Consider the following 21005-nt stretch of genomic DNA (forward strand, 5'->3'; position numbering starts at 1 on the left):
GGGCTCCAGGGTGAGGGGGGTCGGTCGTCGGGCTACTTGCCGGCGCCGGGGCCGCCGCCCCGGACGGTGCTGCCGCGTCCCCAGCCCCAGTGCGACCCGACGGTCGAGTGGTAGCGGGGGTAGGCGGTGGTCATGCGTTCGAGCAGGATCACCGAACCGGCGGCGATCGGCAGGATCACCAGCGAGTCGTCGTCGTAGCGCAGGTAGACACCGCTGCCGTCGACGTACTGGTCGGCCGGCTTCCAGGCGCTGGTCACCTCGTCGGCGACCTGGCTGGGCGACTTGGACGAGGTGTACGCCACGGCCGCGCGGCCGATGTCGCGGCTGGTCGCCCGGGTGTACCGGTCCTCCACGTAGCCGCGCGGGGAGAAGTTGCCGTAGAGAATCGCGAAGGCGGCGAGCAGGGCGCCGACCACGGCGACCGCCGCTCCCACCACGAACCAGCGTCGGTACGTCACAGGGCCACCTCCGTTCGCGACTGCGGGGCTCGCAGGACCGGCTCACTCCTCGCGTTCACAAGTGCCACCACCGTTCGCGACTGCGGGGCTCGCAGGACCGGCTCACTCCTCGCGTTCACAAGTGCCACCACCGTCTCGGTCAGGACCAGCTCGTTGGTCTGGGGGTACGCGTGCCAGGTGCGCCAGGCCACCGTCCCGGCCGGGGGATCCGGCCGGACCGCGAGGGCGGTCACCGCGTCCGCGTCGCCGGGGAAGACCCCGACCAGCGCGTACGGGTCGTCGGCCAGCTCGGCGCGGAGCGCGGCCACCCGGTCGCTCAGCTCCGCCCCCGCCGGCCGCAGGACGGTGGCGGTGAACCGGTAGCCGTTCGCCTCGTCCAGCCTCGTGGCGGGCAGCTCGGGCGGGCGGCCCGGCAGGCAGGCCACGGTCTCGATCAGCTCGGTGCCCACCGCGCGGAGCACCATCTGGTGGGAGGCGCCGAGCAGCCGCAGCCGCAGCCGGACGCCGCTGGGTAGGTCGAGGTCGAGCACGTGCAGCGCGGGCCGCTCGGCGTCGCCGAGGGCGAGGCTGAGGTCGGCCGCGCTGGTGTCGACGTACGGGGTGACGAGCGTGACCAGCACGGGTCAGCCCACCTTCCCCGGGTCGGCCTGCGGGTAGATCATCACGTCGGAGCGGTGCAACACGTCGCCCCGGGACACCTCCCAGGCGGCGTCCCCGAACGCCTCGAACGACAGCCGAGCCCCGTCCGGGGACCGGTAGTCGAAGTACCGCATGGCGCCGGTCGGGTCGAGGCCGGTGGTGCCGGTGCCGGTGAACCGCGCGTGGCCGGACTCCTCCTTGGTGAACCGGCGCCCGTCGAAGTCGACGGTCGGGGCGCCCGGGGTCAGGGCCGCGTCCGGGTCGGTCCTCCAGAGCACCAGCTCCAGGTCCGGGTCCTCCTCGACGGAGAGCCAGAGCTGTCCGCCACTGGCGTCGTCGAGGAAGTGCTCCCACCAGGTCCAGCTGCCCTCCCTCAGCTCCACCGAGCCGCGCAGCGTGTACGGCACCCGGCGGATCTCGACGATGTCGCCGGGGCGCAGCCTGCGCGGGTCACCCCGCAGCGCGTCGGCGTCCCGGTCGCGGAACGGGTCGGTCGGGCCGGGGTGCCGGGGTTGCTTGTTCCGGGTCCGCCGCAACGCCACCACGGCGACGACGATCCCGGCCACCGCGATGAGGCAGCCCGCCGCCGTCACCAGATACGCCACCGATCCGTTCAATCCGATCGCCTCCCCATTTGCGTCGGCGGAGACGGTAACAACCCGGCGCACGTGGGGAAACCGCGTGACCGCTGAGTAAAGGCTCAGCTACCTGGCGCTGCGGGCGGATTGGTGGCCGGCGGCACGGCCGGCGCGGGGGCCAAACCGGGCGGCACGGACGCCGGACCGGCCGGACCGGGCGACGTCGGAGGATGGGCGAGGTGCAGGGCCGGGTCGGGGCAGATCAGGTACCCCGGCGGGACCGGGTACCCGGTCGGCGCCCAGGCGCCGACCGGCGGGACCGGGGGGACCGGGGCGGTCGGCCAGCCGCCGTACGGCACCGGGCCGGCCGGCGGCTGCGCCCGGGGGCGGAAGTACCGGTTCGCGGGCGGCAGGGAGAGCAGCAGCACCACGACCGCAGTGAGCAGCAGCACGGTCAGCACGCTGATCCCGACGATCGGGAAGATCATCGCGTCGTGGGACTCCTGCCGGCCGTACAGGGTCTCCAGGAACCTCGACTCCTGCCAGAGGTCCTCCTCGGGGAATGGCTCCCCCATGGGGTCCACCCCCTCGGAGAACCCGAGCGCGAGGACGAGCGGGAGCATCAGCGCGCCCGAGCACGCCTGACCGAGACAGAGCAGCAGTTGCCCACCGCCGGAGACGAAGACCAGGATGCGCGCGACGTTCCGCCCTCGCAGCAGCGGCAGGGCCGTACCGGCGAGCCAGCCGGCGAGCAGCAGTACGGGCATGCCCAGGAGGAGGGAGCCGAAGACGTTGCCGTCCCGCTCGCCGCGCACCTCGGCGGGGCCGGCGTCCGGCACCAGCCGGGCAGCCCGGCTGATCTCGCCGTCGAAGCGCACCGCCTCGTACCCGACCAGGGCGACCAGTCCGAGCAGGATCAGCACGGTGGCGACCTGGAGCCAGCAGGCGACAGCGACCGAGGTCGGTCGGGGCGGACGGACCGGGGCGGCCACGGGTACGGTCATGGCAGGACCGTACGGCTGGCGGCCGGCGGGCGGCAGCCCCGATCGGTCAGCGTCGACCCGGCTGGTTGATTCAACCCTCGGCGAGCCGGGCGGCGGCGTACTCGCCCAGCCTGCTCCGGCCCATGACGCAGCCGCCGAAGGTGGTGAACTCGGCCGGCTCGCCGCGCAGTGCCTCCCACACCGCCCGCGCGCCCGCCGGATCGACCCGGCCGAGCAGCGTCGCCGCGTACGCCCGGCCGGCCGGCGAGCCGTGTTCCAGCAGCCAGTCGACCTTCCGCCGGGCCTGCTCCGGGTGCGCGTCGAGCTGCCGCTCGACCTCCCGGTATGCCTCGGTCACCGGCAGCATCGTACCGGCGAACCCCACTCCGCCGAACGCGACGGTGTCGGCCTTCGCCAGCTCGCTCACCGCCGCGTCGAGCTCTTTGTTCCCGCGTCCGAACATGCCCACCTCCATACCCCGATTGAGCGAAGGGCCCCCTGTCAACGCCGAAACGTTGCACAGGGGGCCCCTTTCGACATTCGGTCGAGGGTTGTCAGGCGGCGGTGACCGACAGGCCGTCCCGGCCGTCGGCCAGGTCGACCTTCACCGTGTCGCCGTCCCGCACCGTGCCGGAGAGCAGTGCCCTGGCGAGTTGGTCGCCGATGGCGGACTGCACCAGCCGGCGCAGCGGGCGGGCACCGTAGATCGGGTCGTACCCGTGCTCGGCGAGCCAGCCGCGGGCCGCCTCGGTGATCTCCAGGCCGAGCCGGCGGTCGGCCAGTCGCCGGCGCATCCGCTCAAGCTGGATGTCCACGATGGCCCGCAGGTCGTCCCCGTGCAGCGCGGCGAAGACCACGATGTCGTCGAGCCGGTTGAGGAACTCCGGCTTGAAGTGCGACCGGACCATCGCGAGGACGCCCTCCCGGCGCTGCTCCTCGGCCAGCGTCAGGTCGCTGATCACCGACGAGCCGAGGTTCGAGGTGAGGATCAGGATCGCGTTGCGGAAGTCCACCGTACGGCCCTGGCCGTCGGTGAGCCGGCCGTCGTCGAGCACCTGGAGCAGCACGTCGAACACGTCCGGGTGGGCCTTCTCCACCTCGTCCAGCAGGATCACCGAGTACGGCCGGCGGCGCACCGCCTCGGTGAGCTGGCCACCCTCCTCGTAGCCGACGTACCCGGGCGGGGCGCCGACGAGGCGGGCGACGGAGTGCTTCTCGCCGTACTCACTCATGTCGATGCGGACCATGGCCCGCTCGTCGTCGAACAGGAACTCCGCGAGCGCCTTGGCCAGCTCGGTCTTGCCGACGCCGGTCGGCCCGAGGAAGAGGAAGCTCCCGGTCGGGCGATCCGGGTCGGCGACGCCGGCCCGGGCCCGGCGGACCGCGTCGGAGACCGCGGCGACGGCCTCGGCCTGGCCGACCACCCGCGAGCCCAGCGACTGCTCCATCCGGAGCAGCTTGGTGGTCTCGCCCTCCAGCAGCCGGCCGGCGGGAATGCCGGTCCAGGAGGCGACCACGGCGGCGATGTCGTCCGCGCCGACCTCCTCCTTGAGCATCGCGCCCTCGGCCTGAAGCCGGGCCAGCTCCTCCTCGGCCTTCGCCAGGTCGGCCTTGAGCGCGGGGATCCGGCCGTACCGCAGCTCGGCGGCCCGCTCCAGCTCGCCGTCACGCTCGGCCCGCTCGGCCTCGCCGCCGAGCCGCTCCAGCTCCTCCTTGGCCGTGGAGAGCCTGGTGATGTGGTCCTTCTCGAGCTGCCAGCGCTCGGACAGCGCGGTGAGCTGCTCGCGCTTGTCGGCCAACTCCTTGCGCAGCCGCTCCAGCCGCTCGGCGGAGGCGGCGTCCGGCTCCTTGGCCAGCGCCATCTCCTCGATCTCCAGCCGGCGGACCGCCCGCTCGATCTCGTCCACCTCGACCGGCCGGGAGTCGATCTCCATACGCAGCCGGGACGCGGACTCGTCGACCAGGTCGATGGCCTTGTCGGGCAGGAACCGGTCGGTGATGTAGCGGTCGGACAGGGACGCGGCGGCGACCAGGGCTGCGTCGGTGATCCGTACGCCGTGGTGCACCTCGTAGCGCTCCTTGAGGCCGCGCAGGATGCCGATGGTGTCCTCGATGGTCGGCTCGCCGACCAGCACCGGCTGGAAGCGGCGCTCCAGGGCCGGGTCCTTCTCGATGTGCTCGCGGTACTCGTCGAGGGTGGTCGCGCCGACCATCCGCAGCTCACCGCGCGCCAGCATCGGCTTGAGCATGTTGCCGGCGTCCATCGAGCCCTCGCCCTTGCCGGCGCCGACGACGGTGTGCAGCTCGTCGAGGAAGGTGATGACCTGCCCGTTGGAGTTCTTGATCTCCTCCAGCACGGACTTCAGCCGCTCCTCGAACTGCCCCCGGTACTGCGCGCCGGCCACCATCGCGCCGAGGTCGAGCGAGACCAGCTTCTTGCCGCGCAGCGACTCGGGCACATCGCCGGCCACGATCCGCTGGGCCAGCCCCTCGACGATCGCCGTCTTGCCGACGCCGGGCTCGCCGATCAGCACCGGGTTGTTCTTGGTACGTCGGGACAGCACCTGGATCACCCGACGGATCTCGGAGTCCCGGCCGATCACCGGGTCGATCTTGCCGTCCCGCGCGCTGGCGGTCAGATCGACGCCGTACTTGGTCAGGGCCTGGTAGGTCTGCTCCGGGTCGGCGGTGGTGACCCGCCGGTCGCCGCCCCGAACGGTCGGGAAGGCCGCGACCAGGTTCTCCTCGGTCGCGCCGGCGTTCCTCAACGCGCCGGCGACCGCGCCACCGACCCGGGCCAGCCCGGCGAGGAGGTGCTCGGTCGAGGTGTACTCGTCACCCAGCGGCCGGGCGATCTGCTCGGCGGCGCCGATGGCGTTGACGAACTCGCGGGCCAGGGTGGGCTCGGCGAGGCTGGAGCCCCGGGCGGCTGGCAGGGTGTCGACCGCGCGCTGGGCGGCCCGGCGCAACTCGGCGGGGTCGGCCCCGGCGGCGCGCAGCAGGCCGGCGGCGGTCGAACCCTCGGTGTCCAGCAACGACAGCAGCAGGTGCCAGGGCTCCACGGTGGCGTGGCCGCGCTGGTTCGCCAGCGCGACGGCACCGGTGATGGTTTCGCGGCTCTTGGTGGTAAGGCGTTCCGTGTTCATGGGCTCCCCCGGATCGGCGTGTCCACTAGGAAGGACACAACCAGAGTTGAGCCTATTCCGCTCAACCTTGACCGTGTGACCCGAGTCACTTTCACCGGCTCGCCGCTTCCCCGGTCGCTTCCGCCGGCCCCCGGCGGCGGCGGCATGCGTCGCGGCGCCTTTGGAGCTGAGTCGTTCACGTCATCGCGCCGGTTCCGTCCGACCCATCGGCCCCGGCCGGCGTCCGACCCATCGGCCCGGCCGGCGTCCGGCCCGTCCACCCCTCCGGGCGGGGCAGCCCCCGCCCGGAGGGGTGGCCGGCACTGGCCGGGCCAACCGACAGCAAGGGGCGAGGCCACCCGTCCCACCCACGGTGGACGAGCTGACCCTCGCCGCCGAGTCGGCCAGTGATGTCGTGAACGACTCAGCTCCAAAGGCACCGCGGGAGCCGACCTGGAGGGCCGCGGTAACGCCGACGGGGCGGCGCGCCGAGGGCGGCAGGAGCGGCTACCGACCGCGCGGGCCGCGAACGAGGTACCGCCAGCAGCGGCACGAGCAGGAGCGGTACGAGCAGGAGCGGTACGAGCAGGAGCGCGACCCCCCTGCGCAGCCCCTGACCAGTCATCGACGACCTTCCCAGCCGGTAGCCTTGCGCACGTGCGAGTACGTGTCGAACAGACTGCCCTACCCGGGATCGGAATGCGTCACGATCTGGTGACGGAATCCGGCCGCCGGCTCGGCGTGGTCTCCCACCGCAATGGCCGCCGTGACCTCGTCCTGTACGACCCGGATGATCCCGATTCATGCCAGGCCGACATACCCCTTACCGACGACGAGGCGGAGGCGCTGGCGGACATCCTCGGCGCGTCGCTGATGCTCGGTCAGCTCTCCGGGCTACGCGAGCAGGCCGCCGGGCTGCTCACCGAGCAGATCGCCATCCCGGCCGGCTCGAAGTACGTCAACAAGCGGCTCGGCGACACCAAGGCCCGCACCCGGACGAGCGCCTCGATCGTGGCGGTGCTGCGCCACGGCGAGGTGATCGTCTCGCCGGACCCGACCTTCCGCTTCGAGGCCGGCGACGTGGTCGTCGTGGTCGGGACCCGCAAGGGGCTCGACGGCGTGACAGCCATCCTCGCCGACAACGACCCGGACGGCTGAGGCGCGGATGCACGAGACCACAACGCTGCTCATCGAGGTCGGTGCACTGCTCTTCCTACTCGGGCTGCTGGGGCGGCTCGGCCGACGGATCGGCCTCTCACCCATCCCCCTCTACCTGCTCGCCGGCCTCGTCTTCGGGCACGGTGGTGTGCTGCCGCTGAACGCCAGCGAGGAGTTCTTCGCGGTCGGCGCGGAGATCGGCGTGATCCTGCTGCTGGTGATGCTCGGTCTGGAGTACTCGGCCGGCGAACTGGTCGGCAACCTGCGCTCGGCGGCCCCGGCCGGGCTGATCGACGGCGTGCTCAACGCGCTGCCCGGCGCGGCCTTCGCCTTCCTGCTCGGCTGGGACTGGGTGGCCGCCGTCGTGCTCGGCGGCATCACCTGGGTCTCCTCGTCCGGAGTGATCGCCAAGGTGCTGGCCGACCTGGGCCGGCTCGGTAACCGGGAGACGCCGGTGATCCTCTCGGTGCTGGTCATCGAGGACCTGGCGATGGCGCTGTACCTGCCGCTGCTCACCGCCGTGCTGGCCGGCAGCGGCCTGCTCGGCGGCGGCATCGCGCTGGGCGTCGCGGTCGGCACCGTGGTGCTGGTGCTGGTGGTGGCGATCCGGTACGGCCACCTGATCTCCGCAGCCCTGTCGGCGAAGGATCCGGAGGCGCTGCTGCTCGGCGTGCTCGGCCTGACCCTGCTGGTCGCCGGCGTCGCCGCGAAGCTCCAGGTGTCGGCGGCGGTCGGCGCGTTCCTCGTCGGCATCGCGCTGTCCGGGCCGGTGGCCCACCACGCCACCGAGATGCTCTCCCCGCTGCGGGACCTCTTCGCCGCGGTCTTCTTCGTGTTCTTCGGGCTGGTCACCGATCCGCGGGACATCCCGCCGGTGCTGCTGCCGGCGCTCGCGCTGGCCGTGGTGACGATGGGCACCAAGACGCTCACCGGATACCTGGCCGCCCGGCGGGTCGGGATCGCCGAGCCCGGCCGGTGGCGGGCAGGACTGGCCCTGGTGCCCCGCGGTGAGTTCTCCATCGTCATCGCCGGGCTCGCCGTCGCCGCCGGCAGCGTCGAACCGAAGCTGGCCGCGCTGGCCACGGCGTATGTGCTGATCACCGTGGTGACCGGGCCGATGCTGGCCCGGCTGCCGGACTTCGCCTGGTTCAAGGTGTGGCTGCGGCAGCGGGCCGTCCGCCAGCGCGCGGAGCCGCTGGTCAGCACCGACTGATCACGACACCGGCACGGGACCGGGCCGGGTCGGCCGTACGGTCGACCCGGCCCGGTCCAACGGTTGCGAATTCGTGCCGCAGAGCCCTTCCGCTGGTCGGAAGCCCCGGGCTACCGTTCGCCCCAACAGCCAGGGTCCACGGGTGGCCGGTCCCCCGCGGACGCGAGCGGGAAAGGTTGGCCGGTGAGCGTGCAGGAGTCGACGTTCCGCGGCTTCGCCAACCCCGTCGACCCGTCCCCGGCGGAGCTGCGGGCGTGGGCCTACCAACCGGACTCGGTGCCGCTGACCTCGATGCCCCAGGACTGGGACCTGCTGGTCGCCGGGGACCACCTCGTGCAGACGCTCTTCGAGCTGGCGATGGACCCGGCCTGCCCGGCCCGCCGGTTCGCGCTGCACTGCCTCTACATCTACGCCGCCGACGGCATCCGGACGAACTTCCGCGCCCACCCCAAGCGGCGGTTCCGCAAGCTGGTCGAGCAGGCGGAGCGGGCCGGCGACGAGCTGATGCGCAACTGGGCGCACAACAGCCGGGTGCTGCTGGCCCGTCCGGGCCTCTTCGCCTACCGCGACTGGTGCGAGGGCGGCCTGGTCCGGGAGAACCGCCGCATCGGCTGACCGGCACCCGCCCCGGGACGGCGAACGGGCCGGGTTCCCCCGTGGAACCCGGCCCGCACGTCAGCGCACCGACCGTCAGGCGGGCGATCGGCCGCGCCCCCCGCGCCGCGCTCCCTGCTGGTCGCGCCGCGTGTCGGCCCGCCCCTGGTCGACGCCGTGGTCGACCTGGTCGGCGAACCGGCCCTCCTTGATCCGGTCGGCGAACCGGCTCTCGATGATCTTGTTGAACTGCTCCCGGACGGACGTCGCGACCCGGTCGAGCCGCTCCTCCGCCTGCTGCGCCGCCTTCTTGACCGGTTCCGACATGGTTCCCCCTCGCCAGCGCGGTGGATCCAGCGGTGCTTCTGGCCCGTATTGAGCGGATAGGGCCTGATTCACAGGTTAACGGAACGGCCCGGTCCGCGCCGGGATACCGGGAAGCGGACCGGGCCGGTGAAGCGGTCCGGAGCAGGGGAACTGCGCAGCGGTGCGGCCGGGCAGCCGACGGTCAGCGGTCGCGGCGGGGGCGCCAGACCACCAGGGCGGTGGACGTGCGGTTGGTGGGCACCAGGTCGCGGCCGGGGAACCGGGCCAGCGACTCCAGCTCGGCCACCCGGCGGTACGCGGCGTCGAGCTCCGCCTCCAGCCGGGCGATCCGCTGCTGCGCCTGTTCCAGCAGGCGTTCCAAGCCGATGATCCGCTTGACCCCGGCCAGGTTGACCCCCTCGTCCTGGCTGAGCCGCTGCACCTCGCGCAGCAGCACCACGTCCCGGACGCTGTAGCGACGCCCGCCGCCGGCAGCCCGGCCAGCCTGCACCAGGCCGAGCCGGTCGTACTGGCGCAGCGTCTGCGGATGCATCCCCGCCATCCGCGCCGCCACCGAGATCATCAGGACCTTGGCCTCGTAGGCAGGGTCATTTGAGCCGGTGAACTCTCCCGCCATCGCCGCTCACCTCCGTACGCACTCCAGCAGGCTCAACTGAACCGACGCACCCGGGCGTCGAGATGTTCCCGGGCGGCCGGCGGGGTCTGCTCGGCGAACGTCTCCAGCGCCGCCCGCGCCTCGTCGGACACCCGTGCCGGCACCACCACGTCGAGCGTGACCAGCAGGTCGCCGGCCTGGCCTTCCCTGCGCACCACGCCCTTGCCGCGGGCCCGCAGCACCCGGCCGCCCGGCGTGCCCGGCGGCACCCGCAGGGTCACCGTGCCGTCGAGCGTGGGCACCCGCAGGTCCGTGCCGAGCACGGCCTCCGGGAAGGTGATCGGCACGGTCAGCGTCAGGTCGTCTCCGGTACGCCCGAACAGCTCGTCCGGGCGGACCTTCACGTGCACGAACAGATCGCCGGCCGGGCCGCCGCGCTCGCCCGGCTCGCCGCGCCCGGCCAGCCGGATCCGCTGCCCGTCGGCCACCCCGGTGGGGAAGCGGACGTTCAGCGTGCGGGTCTTGGTGACCCCGCCGGTGCCGTGGCACTCCGGGCACTTCTCCTCGACGACCGTGCCCACGCCCTGACAGTTGCGGCACGGCTCGGAGAAGCTGAACGACCCCTGGTTCCGGGTGGTCACCCCGGCGCCGTGGCAGACCGGGCAGGGCGCCGGCTGGGTGCCGGGCTTCGCGCCGCTGCCGTGGCAGGTGTCGCAGGCCCCGGGCGCGCGCAGGGTCAGCGGGAGGGTCACCCCGCGGACCGCGTCGCCGAAGTCGAGCGCCACCTCGGTCTCGATGTCCCGGCCCTTGGCCGGGCCGCGCGGACGGGCCGGGCCACCGGCCCCCCCGCCCGAGAAGATCGAGCTGAACAGGTCCTGGAAGCCGGCGCCGCCGAAGCGACGGTCACCGCCGCCGGCCGCGCCGCCGAACAGGTCGGAGGCGTCGAACGGCTGCCCGCCGGGCCCACCCGCGCCCCGGGCGTTACGCCGGAAGGCACCCGAGCCGAACAGCGAGCGCATCTCGTCGTACTCGCGGCGCTTGGCCTCGTCGCCAAGCACCGCGTACGCCTCGGAGACGGCCTTGAACCGCTCCTCGGCCAACGGGTCGCCGGGGTTGTGGTCCGGGTGCGACTCCCGGGCCAGCTTCCGGAACGACTTCTTGATCTCGTCCGAGGAGGCGGACTTCTGCACGCCCAGCGTGGCGTAGTAGTCCTTCTCGATCCAGTCCTTGGAACTCACCGGTCCACCCCCTTCCACGGGACGTATCCCGGACGTCCCGCCCGCCCGGTGCGGGCGGGCGGGACGGCACGGGTCGGCACTACTCCGGGTCGGCGACCGCGACCATGGCCGGCCGCAGCAGCCGCTCGCCGAGCTGGTAGCCCCGGCGCATGACCTGCACGCAGGCCGGTTCGGTCACGTCGGCGGAGGTCTGGTGGGCCACCGCCTCGTGCCGGGTCGGGTCGAACGGGTCGCCCTGCTCGCCGAACGCGCTCAGGCCGAACTTGCCCAGCGCGGTGGTGAGCTGCTCGGCCACCGTGCCGAACGGGCCCACCAGGTCGCCGTGCTCGCGGGCCCGGTCCAGGTCGTCCAGGATCGGCAGCAGCGCGGCGAGCACCGAGCCGGTCGCCTGCTCCTGGACCAGGCCGCGGTCCCGGTCCACCCGCTTGCGGTAGTTGGCGTACTCCGCCGTCACCCGCTGGAGATCCCGGGTCCGCTCGTCCAGCTCGGCCCGCAGCGCCTCCAGCTCCGCGCCGAGCGGCCCGCCGGTGGCGGCGGCCTCGGTGGCCGGGGCCTCGCTCTCCACCGGCTGCGCCGGGGCGTCGACCACGGGCGGCCCGTCGACGGAGGCGGCCTCGACCTCGATCTCGTCGACCACGACCTCGGCGTCGGCGACCAGCCCCTCCGCCGGGACGTCCGCCCCGGCGTCGGTGGCGGCGGGCGCCTCCGGCGTACTGATCTTGCGGTTGTCACGGATGACGACCCGCGGCTGCTCGCCGGCCGACTGCCCGGCGGTCGCGGAGCCACCCGGCGTCGACCCGGTGGTGTCCGGGTCGACGGCTCGTGGCTTCTCCGTCATGCGGTTACCTCATCCCTGTGGGTACGTGTCCGAGGCGGATCGTCACTTCTTGTCCTCGTCCACGATCTCCGCGTCGACCACGTCGTCGGCGCCGCCGGCGCCGCCGGCCTGCGCGCCACCGGTCGCCCCGGTGCCCGCGCCCGCCGCACCCGGCTGCTGGCCCGGCTCGGCCTGGTCGGCCTGCTGAGACGCGTAGAGCAGCGAGCCGGCCTGCTGGGAGACCTGCGCGAGCCGCTCGTGGGCCGCCTTGATCTTCTCGATGTCCTGACCGCCGAGCGCGCCGCGCAGCTCACCGAGGGCCTCGTTGAGCTGCTCCCGGTTCTCGCCCGGCAGTTTGTCGCCGCTCTCGGCGAGGAACTTCTCGGTCTGCCACTGGAGCGCCTCGGCGACGTTGCGGGTCTCCGCCTCCTCGCGGCGGCGCTTGTCGTCGTCGGCGTGCTCCTCGGCGTCCCGGCGCATCCGCTCGATGTCGTCCTTCGGCAGCGAGGAGCCGCCGGTGATCGTCATCTTCTGCTCCTTGCCGGTGCCCAGGTCCTTGGCGTGCACGTTCACGATGCCGTTGGCGTCGATGTCGAACGTGACCTCGATCTGCGGCACGCCACGCGGCGCCGGCGGGAGGCCGGTCAGCTCGAAGGTGCCGAGCTTCTTGTTGTAGGCCGCGATCTCCCGCTCGCCCTGGAACACCTGGATCAGCACCGACGGCTGGTTGTCGTCGGCGGTGGTGAAGACCTCGGAACGGTTGGCCGGGATGGTGGTGTTGCGCTCGATCAGCTTGGTGAAGATGCCGCCCTTGGTCTCGATGCCCAGGCTCAGCGGGGTCACGTCGAGCAGCAGGACGTCCTTGACCTCGCCCTTGAGCACACCGGCCTGGAGTGCGGCGCCGACGGCGACGACCTCGTCCGGGTTGACGCCCTTGTTCGGTTCGCGGCCGGTGAGCTGCTTGACCAGGTCGGTCACGGCCGGCATCCGGGTCGAGCCGCCGACCAGGATGACGTGCTCGACGCCGGAGACCTTGATGCCGGCGTCCTTCACGGCCTGCTCGAACGGGCCCTTGCAGCGGTCCAGCAGGTCCTGCGTCATCCGCTGGAACTCGGCCCGGCTGAGCGTCACGTCCAGGTGCAGCGGGCCCGCCGCGCCGGCCGTGATGTACGGCAGGTTGATGTTGGTGGTGGTGGCCGCCGACAGCTCGATCTTGGCCTTCTCGGCCGCCTCGCGGAGCCGCTGGAGGGCCATCTTGTCCTGACCCAGGTCGATGCCGTGCTCGCCGCGGAAGGTCTTCACCAGGTGGTCGATGATCCGCTGGTCCCAGTCGTCGCCACCGAGCTGGTTGTCACCGCTGGTGGACTTGACCTCGACGACGCCCTCGGCCAGCTCCAGCAGCGAGACGTCGAAGGTGCCGCCGCCGAGGTCGAAGACCAGGACGGTCTGCTCCTTGGAGCCCTTGTCCAGCCCGTACGCCAGGGCGGCGGCGGTCGGCTCGTTCACGATCCGCAGCACGTTGAAGCCGGCGATCTCGCCGGCTTCCTTGGTGGCCTGCCGCTGGCTGTCGTTGAAGTAGGCCGGAACGGTGATCACCGCGTCGCTGATCTGCTCGCCCAGGTACGCCTCGGCGTCCCGCTTGAGCTTCATCAGCGTCCGGGCCGAGATCTCCTGCGGGGTGTACTTCTTGCCGTCGATGTCGACGGTCCAGTTGGTGCCGACCTCCCGCTTGACCGACCGGATCGTCCGGTCCGGGTTGGTCACCGCCTGGCGCTTGGCGACCTCACCGACGAGCACCTCCCCGTTGCGGGCGAACGCGACGATCGACGGGGTCGTCCGCGAGCCCTCAGCGTTGGCGATGACGGTGGGCTCACCGCCCTCGAGAACGCTGACGCAGGAGTTCGTCGTGCCGAGGTCGATACCGACCGCACGTGCCATCTTCGCTTCCTCGCTTCTTACGTTGGAGCAGGTGACGGGCTCCGCCCGCCGCACACTGGCCACAAGTTGAGTGAACTTGACTCAATAGTGCCACGCCCACGGCGATCGTCAAGTCGGGTTGAGTCGACCCGGCGCAACCTCACGTTACCGGGAGCCCGGTTGTCTTCACTTGCACCGGTCGGGCACGCTTTAGCGGTGACGACGCACGGCGATCCCGCCACCCGCACCGGTTCGCCCGCCGTCGCCGCCCGTACCGGCAACGAGGACGCCGGGGAGGACCCGTCCGGCCCTTCCGGAGACGGCCTGCCCGCCGCGCTCACCCACCTGCGGGCCGCGATCGGCGCGGTCCGGTTCCCGCTCGCCCTGCCCTCGGCCGAGGCCGCCCGCCAGATCGGCACGAGCCTCACCGCCCAGCTCGACGACTATCTCCTGCCCCGGCTGGCCCGGCTCGACGCGCCGCTGCTGGTGGTCGTCGGCGGCTCCACCGGGGCTGGCAAGTCGACCCTGGTCAACAGCCTGGTCCAGGCCCGGGTCAGCGCCGCCGGGGTGCTCCGGCCGACCACCCGCTCACCGGTGCTGGTGTGCAACCCGGCCGACTCCGGCTGGTTCCGCCAGGGCCAACTGCTGCCGGGCCTCACCCGCACCAACGAGCCGAGCGAGGACCCGGGCACCCTGCACCTGGTCACCGCCCCGGCGCTGCCCGCCGGACTGGCCTTCCTCGACGCCCCCGACATCGACTCGGTGGTCGACGCCAACCGGGCGCTGGCCGGGCAGCTCCTCGCCGCCGCCGACCTCTGGCTCTTCGTCACCACCGCCGCCCGGTACGCCGACGCGGTTCCCTGGGAGCTGCTGCACACCGCGCGGGCCCGGGGCGTGGTGATCGCGATGGTGCTCGACCGGGTGCCGGTGGAGGCGACCGACGAGGTGGCCGCCCACCTGGCCGAGATGCTCACCGACCAGGGTCTCGGCGCGGCGCCGCTGTTCGTCCTGCCCGAGACGGGGGTGGACGGCCAGGGCCTGCTGCCGGACCAGGTCACCGCCCCGCTGAGCACCTGGTTCGCCCGGCTGGCCGCCGACGCCGGGGCGCGGGCCGCCGTCGTCCGGCAGACCCTGGACGGGGCGCTGGCCGCCCTGTACCCCGCGGTGGCGGGGCTGGCCGACGCCGCCGACGAGCAGGTGGCCGCCGCCGACGCCCTCGACGAGCGGGTGCGGGCCGCGTACCGGGGGGCCGAGCGGACCGTGGAGCAGGGGCTGAAGGACGGCCGGCTGCTCCGCGGCGAGGTGCTCGCCCGCTGGCAGGAGTTCGTCGGCACCGGCGAGTTCTTCCGCACCCTGGAGGCCCGGATCGGCCGGCTGCGGGACCGCCTGGTGGCCGCGGTGACCGGCCGGCCGGCGCCCGCCGCGGAACTGCGCAACGCCATCGAGTCCCAGCTCGTCACGCTGCTGCGCGGGGTGGCCGCCGAGGCGGCCGAGAACACGTACACCGGGTGGCGGGCGCACCCGGCCGGGGCCGCGCTGCTCGACCCGCCGCTGGCGCACCCGGCCGAGGACTTCGCCGCCCGCGCCGAGCGCCTGGTCCGCGACTGGCAGCGCGGGGTGCTGGAGCTGGTCCGGGCCGAGGGCGGCGACAAGCGGTTCGTGGCCCGCACGGCCGCGTACGCGGTCAACGCCACCGGGCTGGCCGTGATGATCGCCGTGTTCGCCTCGACCGCGTTCATCCCGACCGGGCTGGAGGTGGCCACCGGGGCCGGCACGACCGTCGCCGCGCAGGCCGTGCTCCAGGCGATCTTCGGCGACCAGGCCGTGCGTACGCTGGCCGACCGGGCCCGGGCCGACCTGCTGGCGCGGGTCGGGGAACTGCTCGACGCCGAGGCCGACCGGTTCCTGTCCCGCACTGCGGCGGCCCGCCCGGCGGCGGACGCCGGCGACCCGCTGCGCGCCGCGGGCGACCAGGTGGAGGACGCCCGGCGCCGCAGCGGCCTGGCGACGGCCGACGCGTCGGACCTGCCCGTGGTGCCGCCCCCGCAGGACGAAACCCGGTGAGCGCGAGGAGTGAGCTTGCGAGCCCCGCAGTCGCGAACGAAAAGGGGCACCCGTGAGCGCGAGGAGTGAGCTTGCGAGCCCCGCAGTCGCGAACGAAAAGGGGGCCCGATGACCAACATCGCCGGCCGGCTGCGCGAGGCGCTCCGGGGTGATCAGCGGGTCGATCCGGACGCACTGATCGCCCGACTGGACGCGGTCCGCCGGTTCCTCGACGCGGTGGACGGCCAGCTCCCCGACGCCCAGCTCGTGCCCGCGCACACCCTGGTCGAGCGGGCCGGCACCCGGCTGGCGCTCTCCCGCGACCACACCGTCGTCGCGCTCGCCGGGGCCACCGGCAGCGGCAAGTCGAGCCTGTTCAACGCGCTCGCCCGGCTGGGGCTGTCCCCGGTCGGGGTGCGCCGCCCCACCACCGGCGTGGCGCACGCCTGCGTCTGGGGCCCGCTGGACGGGGCGAACCGGCTGCTCGACTGGATCGGCGTGCTGCCCCGCCACCGGTTCGTCCGGGAGAGCGCGCTGGACGCCGACGACGAGTCCGCCCTGCACGGGCTGGTGCTGCTCGACCTGCCGGACTTCGACTCGGTGCAGCGGTCGCACCGGCTGGAGGTGGACCGGCTGCTCGGCCTGGTCGACCTGGTGATCTGGGTCGTCGACCCGCAGAAGTACGCCGACCGGGTGATCCACACCAGCTACCTGCGCGAGTTCCACCGGCACCGGGACGTGACGCTGGTGGTGCTCAACCAGGCCGACCGGCTGCCCCCGGCGGAGCTGCCCCGGGTGCTGGACGACCTGCGCCGGCTGCTCGACGCCGACGGGCTGGGCGGGGTGCCGCTGCTGGCCACGACCGCCGTCGACCCGGTCGGGATCGTCGAGCTTCGCGGGACGCTGGAGCGCACGGTCGCCGGGCGGCAGGCCGCGCTGCGGCGCCTCGCCGGGGACGTCGACGCGGTCGTCGCCGGGCTGGACGAGCTGGTCGCCGCCGAGGCACCGGCCGCCGGGCCGGACGAGGGGGCCGGCGGCCCGTTGAGCCGGGCGCTGGCCGGGGCGGCCGGCGTGCCGGCGGTGGCGGAGGCGGTCGAGGGGGCGTACCGGCACCGGGCCGTGGCGAGCACCGGCTGGCCACTGGTGCGGGGTTGGCGGCGGCTGCGCCCCGACCCGCTGCGCCGGCTGCACCTGCCCGGCCCGGTCGCCGGCGCGGACACCGGGGACCCGGCGGAGAGCCTGGTCGCCGCGACCTCCGTACCGGATCCGACCGCCGCCCAGCGCTCGGCGCTGGGGCTGGCCGTGCGCGCGGTGGCCGACCGGTCCGGCGCGGGCCTGCCGGCCCCCTGGGCGACCGCGGTGACCACCGCCGCCCGGTCCCGGCTGGGCGACCTGCCGGACGCGCTGGACCGCGCGGTGGCCGGCGCCGACCTGGGGATCGACCGCCGGCCGGTGTGGTGGCGGTTCGTCGGCGCGGCGCAGTGGTTGGTCACGGTCGCGGCCGTGGCCGGCCTCGGCTGGCTGGCCCTCGGCTACGCGCTGCGCGCCCTCGGCCTGCCGGCACTGGACTACCCGCGGGTCGGCGAGGCCCCGCTGCCCACCGTGCTGCTGCTCGGCGGCCTGCTCGCCGGGCTGTTGCTGGCCGCGCTGACCCGCCCGGTGGTGCGCTGGTCGGCCCGCCGGGCCCGCCGCCGGGCCGAGAAGCGACTCACCGCCGCCGTCGATGCGGTCGGCATCGAGTACGTGGTGACGCCGGTCCGGGCGGTGCTCGACCGGTACGGGCAGGCAAGGCAGGCGTTGCGGGACGCCGGGCGCCGCTGACCCCGGTCAGCCTTCACTGTCCGGGGCTCCCCTCCCGGCGTAGGGTCGACGCATGGCCACGCCTCAGACCCCCTACGACGCGGTGCTGCACGCCGCACGCGACGTGACCAGGCTCGACACCGCCCTCGATGCGGAGATGCTCGGCGCGGCGCTGCTGGGCAGCGTCTACGCGGTCGCGGAGACCGACCGGGAGAGGGCCGTCCGGGAGTTCGTCTCCGGATTCCTCGCCGCCACCGCACGCCGCCGCACGGCCGCCGCCAGGACCATCCGCGCCGTCTTCGCCGCCCTGGTGCCCGACGCGGAGGGCACCGCGAAGGTCAACCCTGGCACCCAGGCCCCCGCCTGGTCCGAGCAGCTCGGCCGGGTGCACCTCACCGGCACCTGGTGCTACGGCGACGTGTACGGCGACCAGACCTCCTACCTGGCCACCTTCGCCTACGACGATGCCGCCGGTGGCCCGGAGCACGCGCTGGTGGCCCTGGTCGACCACAACATCGGGATCACCAAGGACATCTTCGTCGGCGGTCCCGCCGGCCGGATCGTCGACCAGGTCCGGGAGATGGTCGACGGCGACGAGCTGACCTGGTTCCGGGAGGAGGACCCGGCCCGGATGCACGGCGAGGTCGGCCGGCACCTGGCGGTCACCGACGAGCTTGGCGAACTGCCCGCCGAGGGGTCGCTCGCCACCGACCGCGCGCTGGCCGGCGCGCGGCTGGCGCTGCTGCCCCCGCCGGCGCGTCCCGCCCGGGGCGCCGAGCCGCTCTCCGGCGACGAGCGGACCGACCTGGTCCGGGCGTTCCTCGCCTCGCCCGAGGCGGTCCGGTTCGACCTGGACCCGTCCGACGACGCGGGGCTGGCCTCGCTGCACTTCTGCCTCAGCCTGCTGCTCGACCACGCCGCGAGCTTCCCGGACGCGGATTCGCTGCGGTGGAGTCCCACGGTGGCCGAGTTGTTCCTGCTCGACTGGGTGCACCGGCGGGCCGTGCTCGACATGGACGACGCCGCGATGCTCCCCCGGGTACTGCGCGGCTGGGCGGCGTACGCGGCCCGGCGGAAGGGGCTGCCCGGGGCGGCGGCGACCCGGACCGACACGGCGATCGAGGAAATGGTTCCGGAGTTCGCCCGGCTCTACTCGACGGGGGAGCGGCGCAGCCCGGCCACCGCAGCCGTGGCCCAGCTCATGGCCGACGGGGTGGACCCGGACGACCCGGTCGCCCTGGACGCCTGGATCGAGGCGAACCGGCACCGGCTCGCCGACGACGGGGCCTGAGCGGAGCCCGGCGGGCGGTCGCTGCCGAGTGGTCGCTGCCGGGCGGTCGCTGCCGGGCGGTCGCTGCCGGGCGGTCGCTGCCGGGCGGTCGCTGCCGGGCGGTCGCTGCCGGGCGGTCGCTGCCGGGCGGTCGCTGCCGGGCGGTCGCTGCCGGGTGGTCGCTGCCGGGTGGTCCGGCGGGGTCACGGCTCGACCAGCGCCAGGCGGCGGGGCGCGACGTCGACCCGCAGCCGCTGACCCCAGCGCAGGGCGAGCCGGTCGTTCTCCAGGCCGTCCGCGAACACCACCAGGCCGTCGGACTCGGCGACCAACTCCAGCCGATCGTCCCCGGTCAACCGGCCGGCGGTCAGGTCGACGCCGGTGACCGGGGACGCCCACGCCTCCCGGACGAACCAGCACAGCGCCGCCTCCTCGGGAACGGGCGGGCGGGGCGCGCCCGCCCGGGCGCGGGCGATCGAGGCGCACCAGCCGGTCGCCCCCGTCCCGGTGCCGACCACCAGCCCGGAGGAGGACTGCCGCTCGTGCCGGGCCCGCTCGCCGTCGGCGACGGTGAGCAGGTAGCGGGCGGACTGGTGGGAGGAGTGGCCGACGTACACCTCATTGAGGCCCACCAGCTCCTGGCCGTCGTCGAGGGTGGCCCGGACCATGGCCCGGTGCCGGGTCCGCGCCGCGCCGGCCGCCACCGCCGGCAGCAGGTCGGCGACCTGCCCGGCGCGGTGCCGGACCAGCACACCGGCGTTGCGTCCGGGCTCCGGGTCGACCCCGATCACCGGCTGCCGGTCGAGGTACTTCGCGACGTTGGCGACCAGCCCGTCCGGCCCGACGGCGACCAGCACGTCCTCGGGGCCGAAGAGGAACCGGGGGAGGTCGTTCCGGTCGACCGACCCGCGCCGCCAGTCGGCCGGTACGGCGGCGGCGACCGCGGTCAGCGCCGCCTGGAGGGCCTCGTGCCGGTCGACCACCTCGGCAAGGTCCCGCCCACGCGCCCGCAGGTACCACTGCGCCGCCGCCCGGGTGCCGTGCAGGGCCAGCAGCTCGTCCAGCTCGCTGCGCCGGCTGACCACGACCACCCGGGGGGTCAGCGTGCCGCTCACCGGTCGGCCGCCGGCGTCGTGACCGCTGCCGTCGCCGCCGGCCCGGTCAGCCGCCCGAGCAGGTCGGTGAGCAGGTCGGGGGTGACGGTGAGCTGCCCGATCCGGGGAAGCTGCCCGGCCAGGTCACGGACGGTCAGGGCCCGCAGCACCCCGGGCGGGAGTTCCGCGTACGCGGAGAGCTTGGCCGCCTCCGTCTCGGCCTCGGCGTGGCCCACCGCGCGCACGGTGTCGGCCTTGGCGGCGGCGAGGACGCGTTCCTTGTCGGCCTCGGCGGCGGAGAGCACCCGGGCCCGCTCGGCGGCGGCGGCGTTCGCGACCTTCTCGCGCTCGGCCTTGCCCTGGGCGGCGGCGAGGTCGGCGGCGGCGTCCAGCTCGGCCTTGCGCCGGGAGTTCGACCCGTGCTGCTCCACGAGCTGCTGCTCCCGCCGGGCCAGCTCGATCTTGTTCTGCAACTCGTTCTCGGCGATCGAGCGTTCCTGTTCGACGGCCTGCGCCCGCCGGGCGTAGGTGGCCCGGTCGGCCTCGACCTGGACCGCCTCCCGGGTCGGCGTCTGCAACGCCCGCTCCAGCTCCGGCTCGGGCCGGATCGCGACCACCCGGGCGCTGACCACGGCGACGCCGACGTCGACCAGCCGGGACTCCTCGCGCAGCGCGGCGGAGACCGTCTCGCGGACGCCGGCGATGGTGGTGAGCGCCTCGGCCAGCGGCACCCGGGCCAGCAGATCGAGGGCGGGTTGCTGGGCCAGCTCGGCGAGCAGGGTGGCCACCTGGTCGAGCGGGCGGGCCCGGGGCCTGCCGGTGCGCGGATCGACCGAGAAGTCGAGCCGGGCGGCGGCCAGTGCCGGGTCGGCCACCCGGTAGGTCACGGTGGCCTGCACGGTGATGTCCGCGAAGTCACCGGTCCGGGCGTGGAACAGCAGCGGCAGCTCACGGTCGTCGACCGGCACCTCGCTGAGCACCGCGTTGAGCGGCCGGTACCAGAAGGACTGGCCCACCCCCTCGCGGCGGACCCGGCCACCGACGTGCAGCCGCACCCAACTGGTCGGAGCGCCGCGCAGGTGGCGCAGGAAGAGTCGCCTCGTCACATCGGCCATGGTGTACACCCTCCCCTTTTTTTCGTCTACCAGACGATAAA

The 21005-nt window shown here is 74.0% G+C and carries 18 protein-coding genes and 1 pseudogene; 6 read left to right on the forward strand and 13 right to left on the reverse strand.

Annotation, left to right across the window (positions count from 1 at the left end):
- Positions 1 to 32 precede the first annotated feature (32 nt).
- The 6 genes and pseudogenes from OOK41_RS01755 to clpB all read right to left on the reverse strand — a co-directional run bounded on the left by OOK41_RS01755 (position 33) and on the right by clpB (position 5804).
- Positions 33 to 458, reverse strand: a complete 426-nt coding sequence (locus OOK41_RS01755; RefSeq protein ID WP_117667988.1) for a DUF4247 domain-containing protein — start codon at positions 456 to 458, stop codon at positions 33 to 35.
- Between the two features lie 119 nt (positions 459 to 577).
- A pseudogene (locus OOK41_RS01760) lies at positions 578 to 1078 on the reverse strand (DUF2617 family protein); the annotation flags it as partial.
- A 3-nt stretch (positions 1079 to 1081) separates the two neighbouring features.
- Positions 1082 to 1714, reverse strand: a complete 633-nt coding sequence (locus tag OOK41_RS01765; protein ID WP_266262613.1) for a DUF4178 domain-containing protein — start codon at positions 1712 to 1714, stop codon at positions 1082 to 1084.
- An 83-nt stretch (positions 1715 to 1797) separates the two neighbouring features.
- A complete protein-coding gene (locus tag OOK41_RS01770) occupies positions 1798 to 2679 on the reverse strand; it encodes a hypothetical protein (RefSeq protein WP_266262615.1) in 882 nt (293 codons plus the stop codon).
- A gap of 70 nt (positions 2680 to 2749) precedes the next feature.
- Positions 2750 to 3121 (reverse strand): hypothetical protein, encoded by a 372-nt coding sequence (locus OOK41_RS01775; RefSeq protein ID WP_266262617.1) that lies wholly within the window; start codon positions 3119 to 3121, stop codon positions 2750 to 2752.
- A gap of 91 nt (positions 3122 to 3212) precedes the next feature.
- Positions 3213 to 5804 (reverse strand): ATP-dependent chaperone ClpB, encoded by a 2592-nt coding sequence (gene clpB / locus OOK41_RS01780; protein WP_266262619.1) that lies wholly within the window; start codon positions 5802 to 5804, stop codon positions 3213 to 3215.
- 636 nt (positions 5805 to 6440) lie between these two features.
- Between clpB and OOK41_RS01785 the strand changes: the two genes are divergently transcribed.
- The 3 genes from OOK41_RS01785 to OOK41_RS01795 all read left to right on the forward strand — a co-directional run bounded on the left by OOK41_RS01785 (position 6441) and on the right by OOK41_RS01795 (position 8769).
- The gene (locus OOK41_RS01785) at positions 6441 to 6941 is read left to right on the forward strand and encodes a cation:proton antiporter regulatory subunit (protein ID WP_117667994.1); all 501 of its coding nucleotides are present in this window, start codon (positions 6441 to 6443) and stop codon (positions 6939 to 6941) included.
- Positions 6942 to 6948: 7 nt separating this feature from the next.
- Positions 6949 to 8154, forward strand: coding sequence for a cation:proton antiporter (locus OOK41_RS01790; protein ID WP_117667995.1), 1206 nt, complete (start codon positions 6949 to 6951; stop codon positions 8152 to 8154).
- Positions 8155 to 8337: 183 nt separating this feature from the next.
- Positions 8338 to 8769, forward strand: coding sequence for a hypothetical protein (locus OOK41_RS01795; RefSeq protein ID WP_117667996.1), 432 nt, complete (start codon positions 8338 to 8340; stop codon positions 8767 to 8769).
- 75 nt (positions 8770 to 8844) lie between these two features.
- Here OOK41_RS01795 and OOK41_RS01800 read toward each other — a convergent pair whose 3' ends face one another.
- The 5 genes from OOK41_RS01800 to dnaK all read right to left on the reverse strand — a co-directional run bounded on the left by OOK41_RS01800 (position 8845) and on the right by dnaK (position 13663).
- The gene (locus OOK41_RS01800) at positions 8845 to 9075 is read right to left on the reverse strand and encodes a hypothetical protein (RefSeq protein WP_266262625.1); all 231 of its coding nucleotides are present in this window, start codon (positions 9073 to 9075) and stop codon (positions 8845 to 8847) included.
- Between the two features lie 181 nt (positions 9076 to 9256).
- A complete protein-coding gene (locus OOK41_RS01805) occupies positions 9257 to 9691 on the reverse strand; it encodes a MerR family transcriptional regulator (protein WP_117667998.1) in 435 nt (144 codons plus the stop codon).
- Between the two features lie 32 nt (positions 9692 to 9723).
- Entirely contained in the window at positions 9724 to 10908 is a 1185-nt protein-coding gene (gene dnaJ, locus OOK41_RS01810) for a molecular chaperone DnaJ (RefSeq protein WP_117667999.1), read from the reverse strand.
- Positions 10909 to 10987: 79 nt separating this feature from the next.
- On the reverse strand, positions 10988 to 11746 hold the full coding sequence (grpE, locus tag OOK41_RS01815) for a nucleotide exchange factor GrpE (protein ID WP_266262628.1): 759 nt from the start codon (positions 11744 to 11746) through the stop codon (positions 10988 to 10990).
- A gap of 42 nt (positions 11747 to 11788) precedes the next feature.
- Positions 11789 to 13663, reverse strand: a complete 1875-nt coding sequence (dnaK, locus tag OOK41_RS01820) for a molecular chaperone DnaK (protein ID WP_266262631.1) — start codon at positions 13661 to 13663, stop codon at positions 11789 to 11791.
- Between the two features lie 195 nt (positions 13664 to 13858).
- Between dnaK and OOK41_RS01825 the strand changes: the two genes are divergently transcribed.
- The 3 genes from OOK41_RS01825 to OOK41_RS01835 all read left to right on the forward strand — a co-directional run bounded on the left by OOK41_RS01825 (position 13859) and on the right by OOK41_RS01835 (position 18776).
- Complete coding sequence (locus tag OOK41_RS01825) at positions 13859 to 15706, forward strand: GTPase domain-containing protein (RefSeq protein WP_266262633.1); 1848 nt, start codon at positions 13859 to 13861, stop codon at positions 15704 to 15706.
- A 108-nt stretch (positions 15707 to 15814) separates the two neighbouring features.
- Positions 15815 to 17506, forward strand: a complete 1692-nt coding sequence (locus OOK41_RS01830) for a GTPase (RefSeq protein ID WP_266262634.1) — start codon at positions 15815 to 15817, stop codon at positions 17504 to 17506.
- A gap of 52 nt (positions 17507 to 17558) precedes the next feature.
- Complete coding sequence (locus tag OOK41_RS01835) at positions 17559 to 18776, forward strand: hypothetical protein (protein ID WP_117668026.1); 1218 nt, start codon at positions 17559 to 17561, stop codon at positions 18774 to 18776.
- A gap of 182 nt (positions 18777 to 18958) precedes the next feature.
- On the opposite strand, the gene OOK41_RS01840 is transcribed toward OOK41_RS01835, so the two are convergent.
- On the reverse strand, positions 18959 to 19870 hold the full coding sequence (locus tag OOK41_RS01840) for a hypothetical protein (protein WP_117668027.1): 912 nt from the start codon (positions 19868 to 19870) through the stop codon (positions 18959 to 18961).
- Positions 19867 to 20964, reverse strand: coding sequence for an SPFH domain-containing protein (locus tag OOK41_RS01845; RefSeq protein WP_266262636.1), 1098 nt, complete (start codon positions 20962 to 20964; stop codon positions 19867 to 19869). Before OOK41_RS01845 ends, OOK41_RS01840 begins: the two co-directional genes overlap by 4 nt.
- Positions 20965 to 21005: the final 41 nt, after the last annotated feature.

The organism is Micromonospora sp. NBC_01655 (genome assembly GCF_026339755.1).
Taxonomy (GTDB): Bacteria; Actinomycetota; Actinomycetes; order Mycobacteriales; family Micromonosporaceae; genus Micromonospora.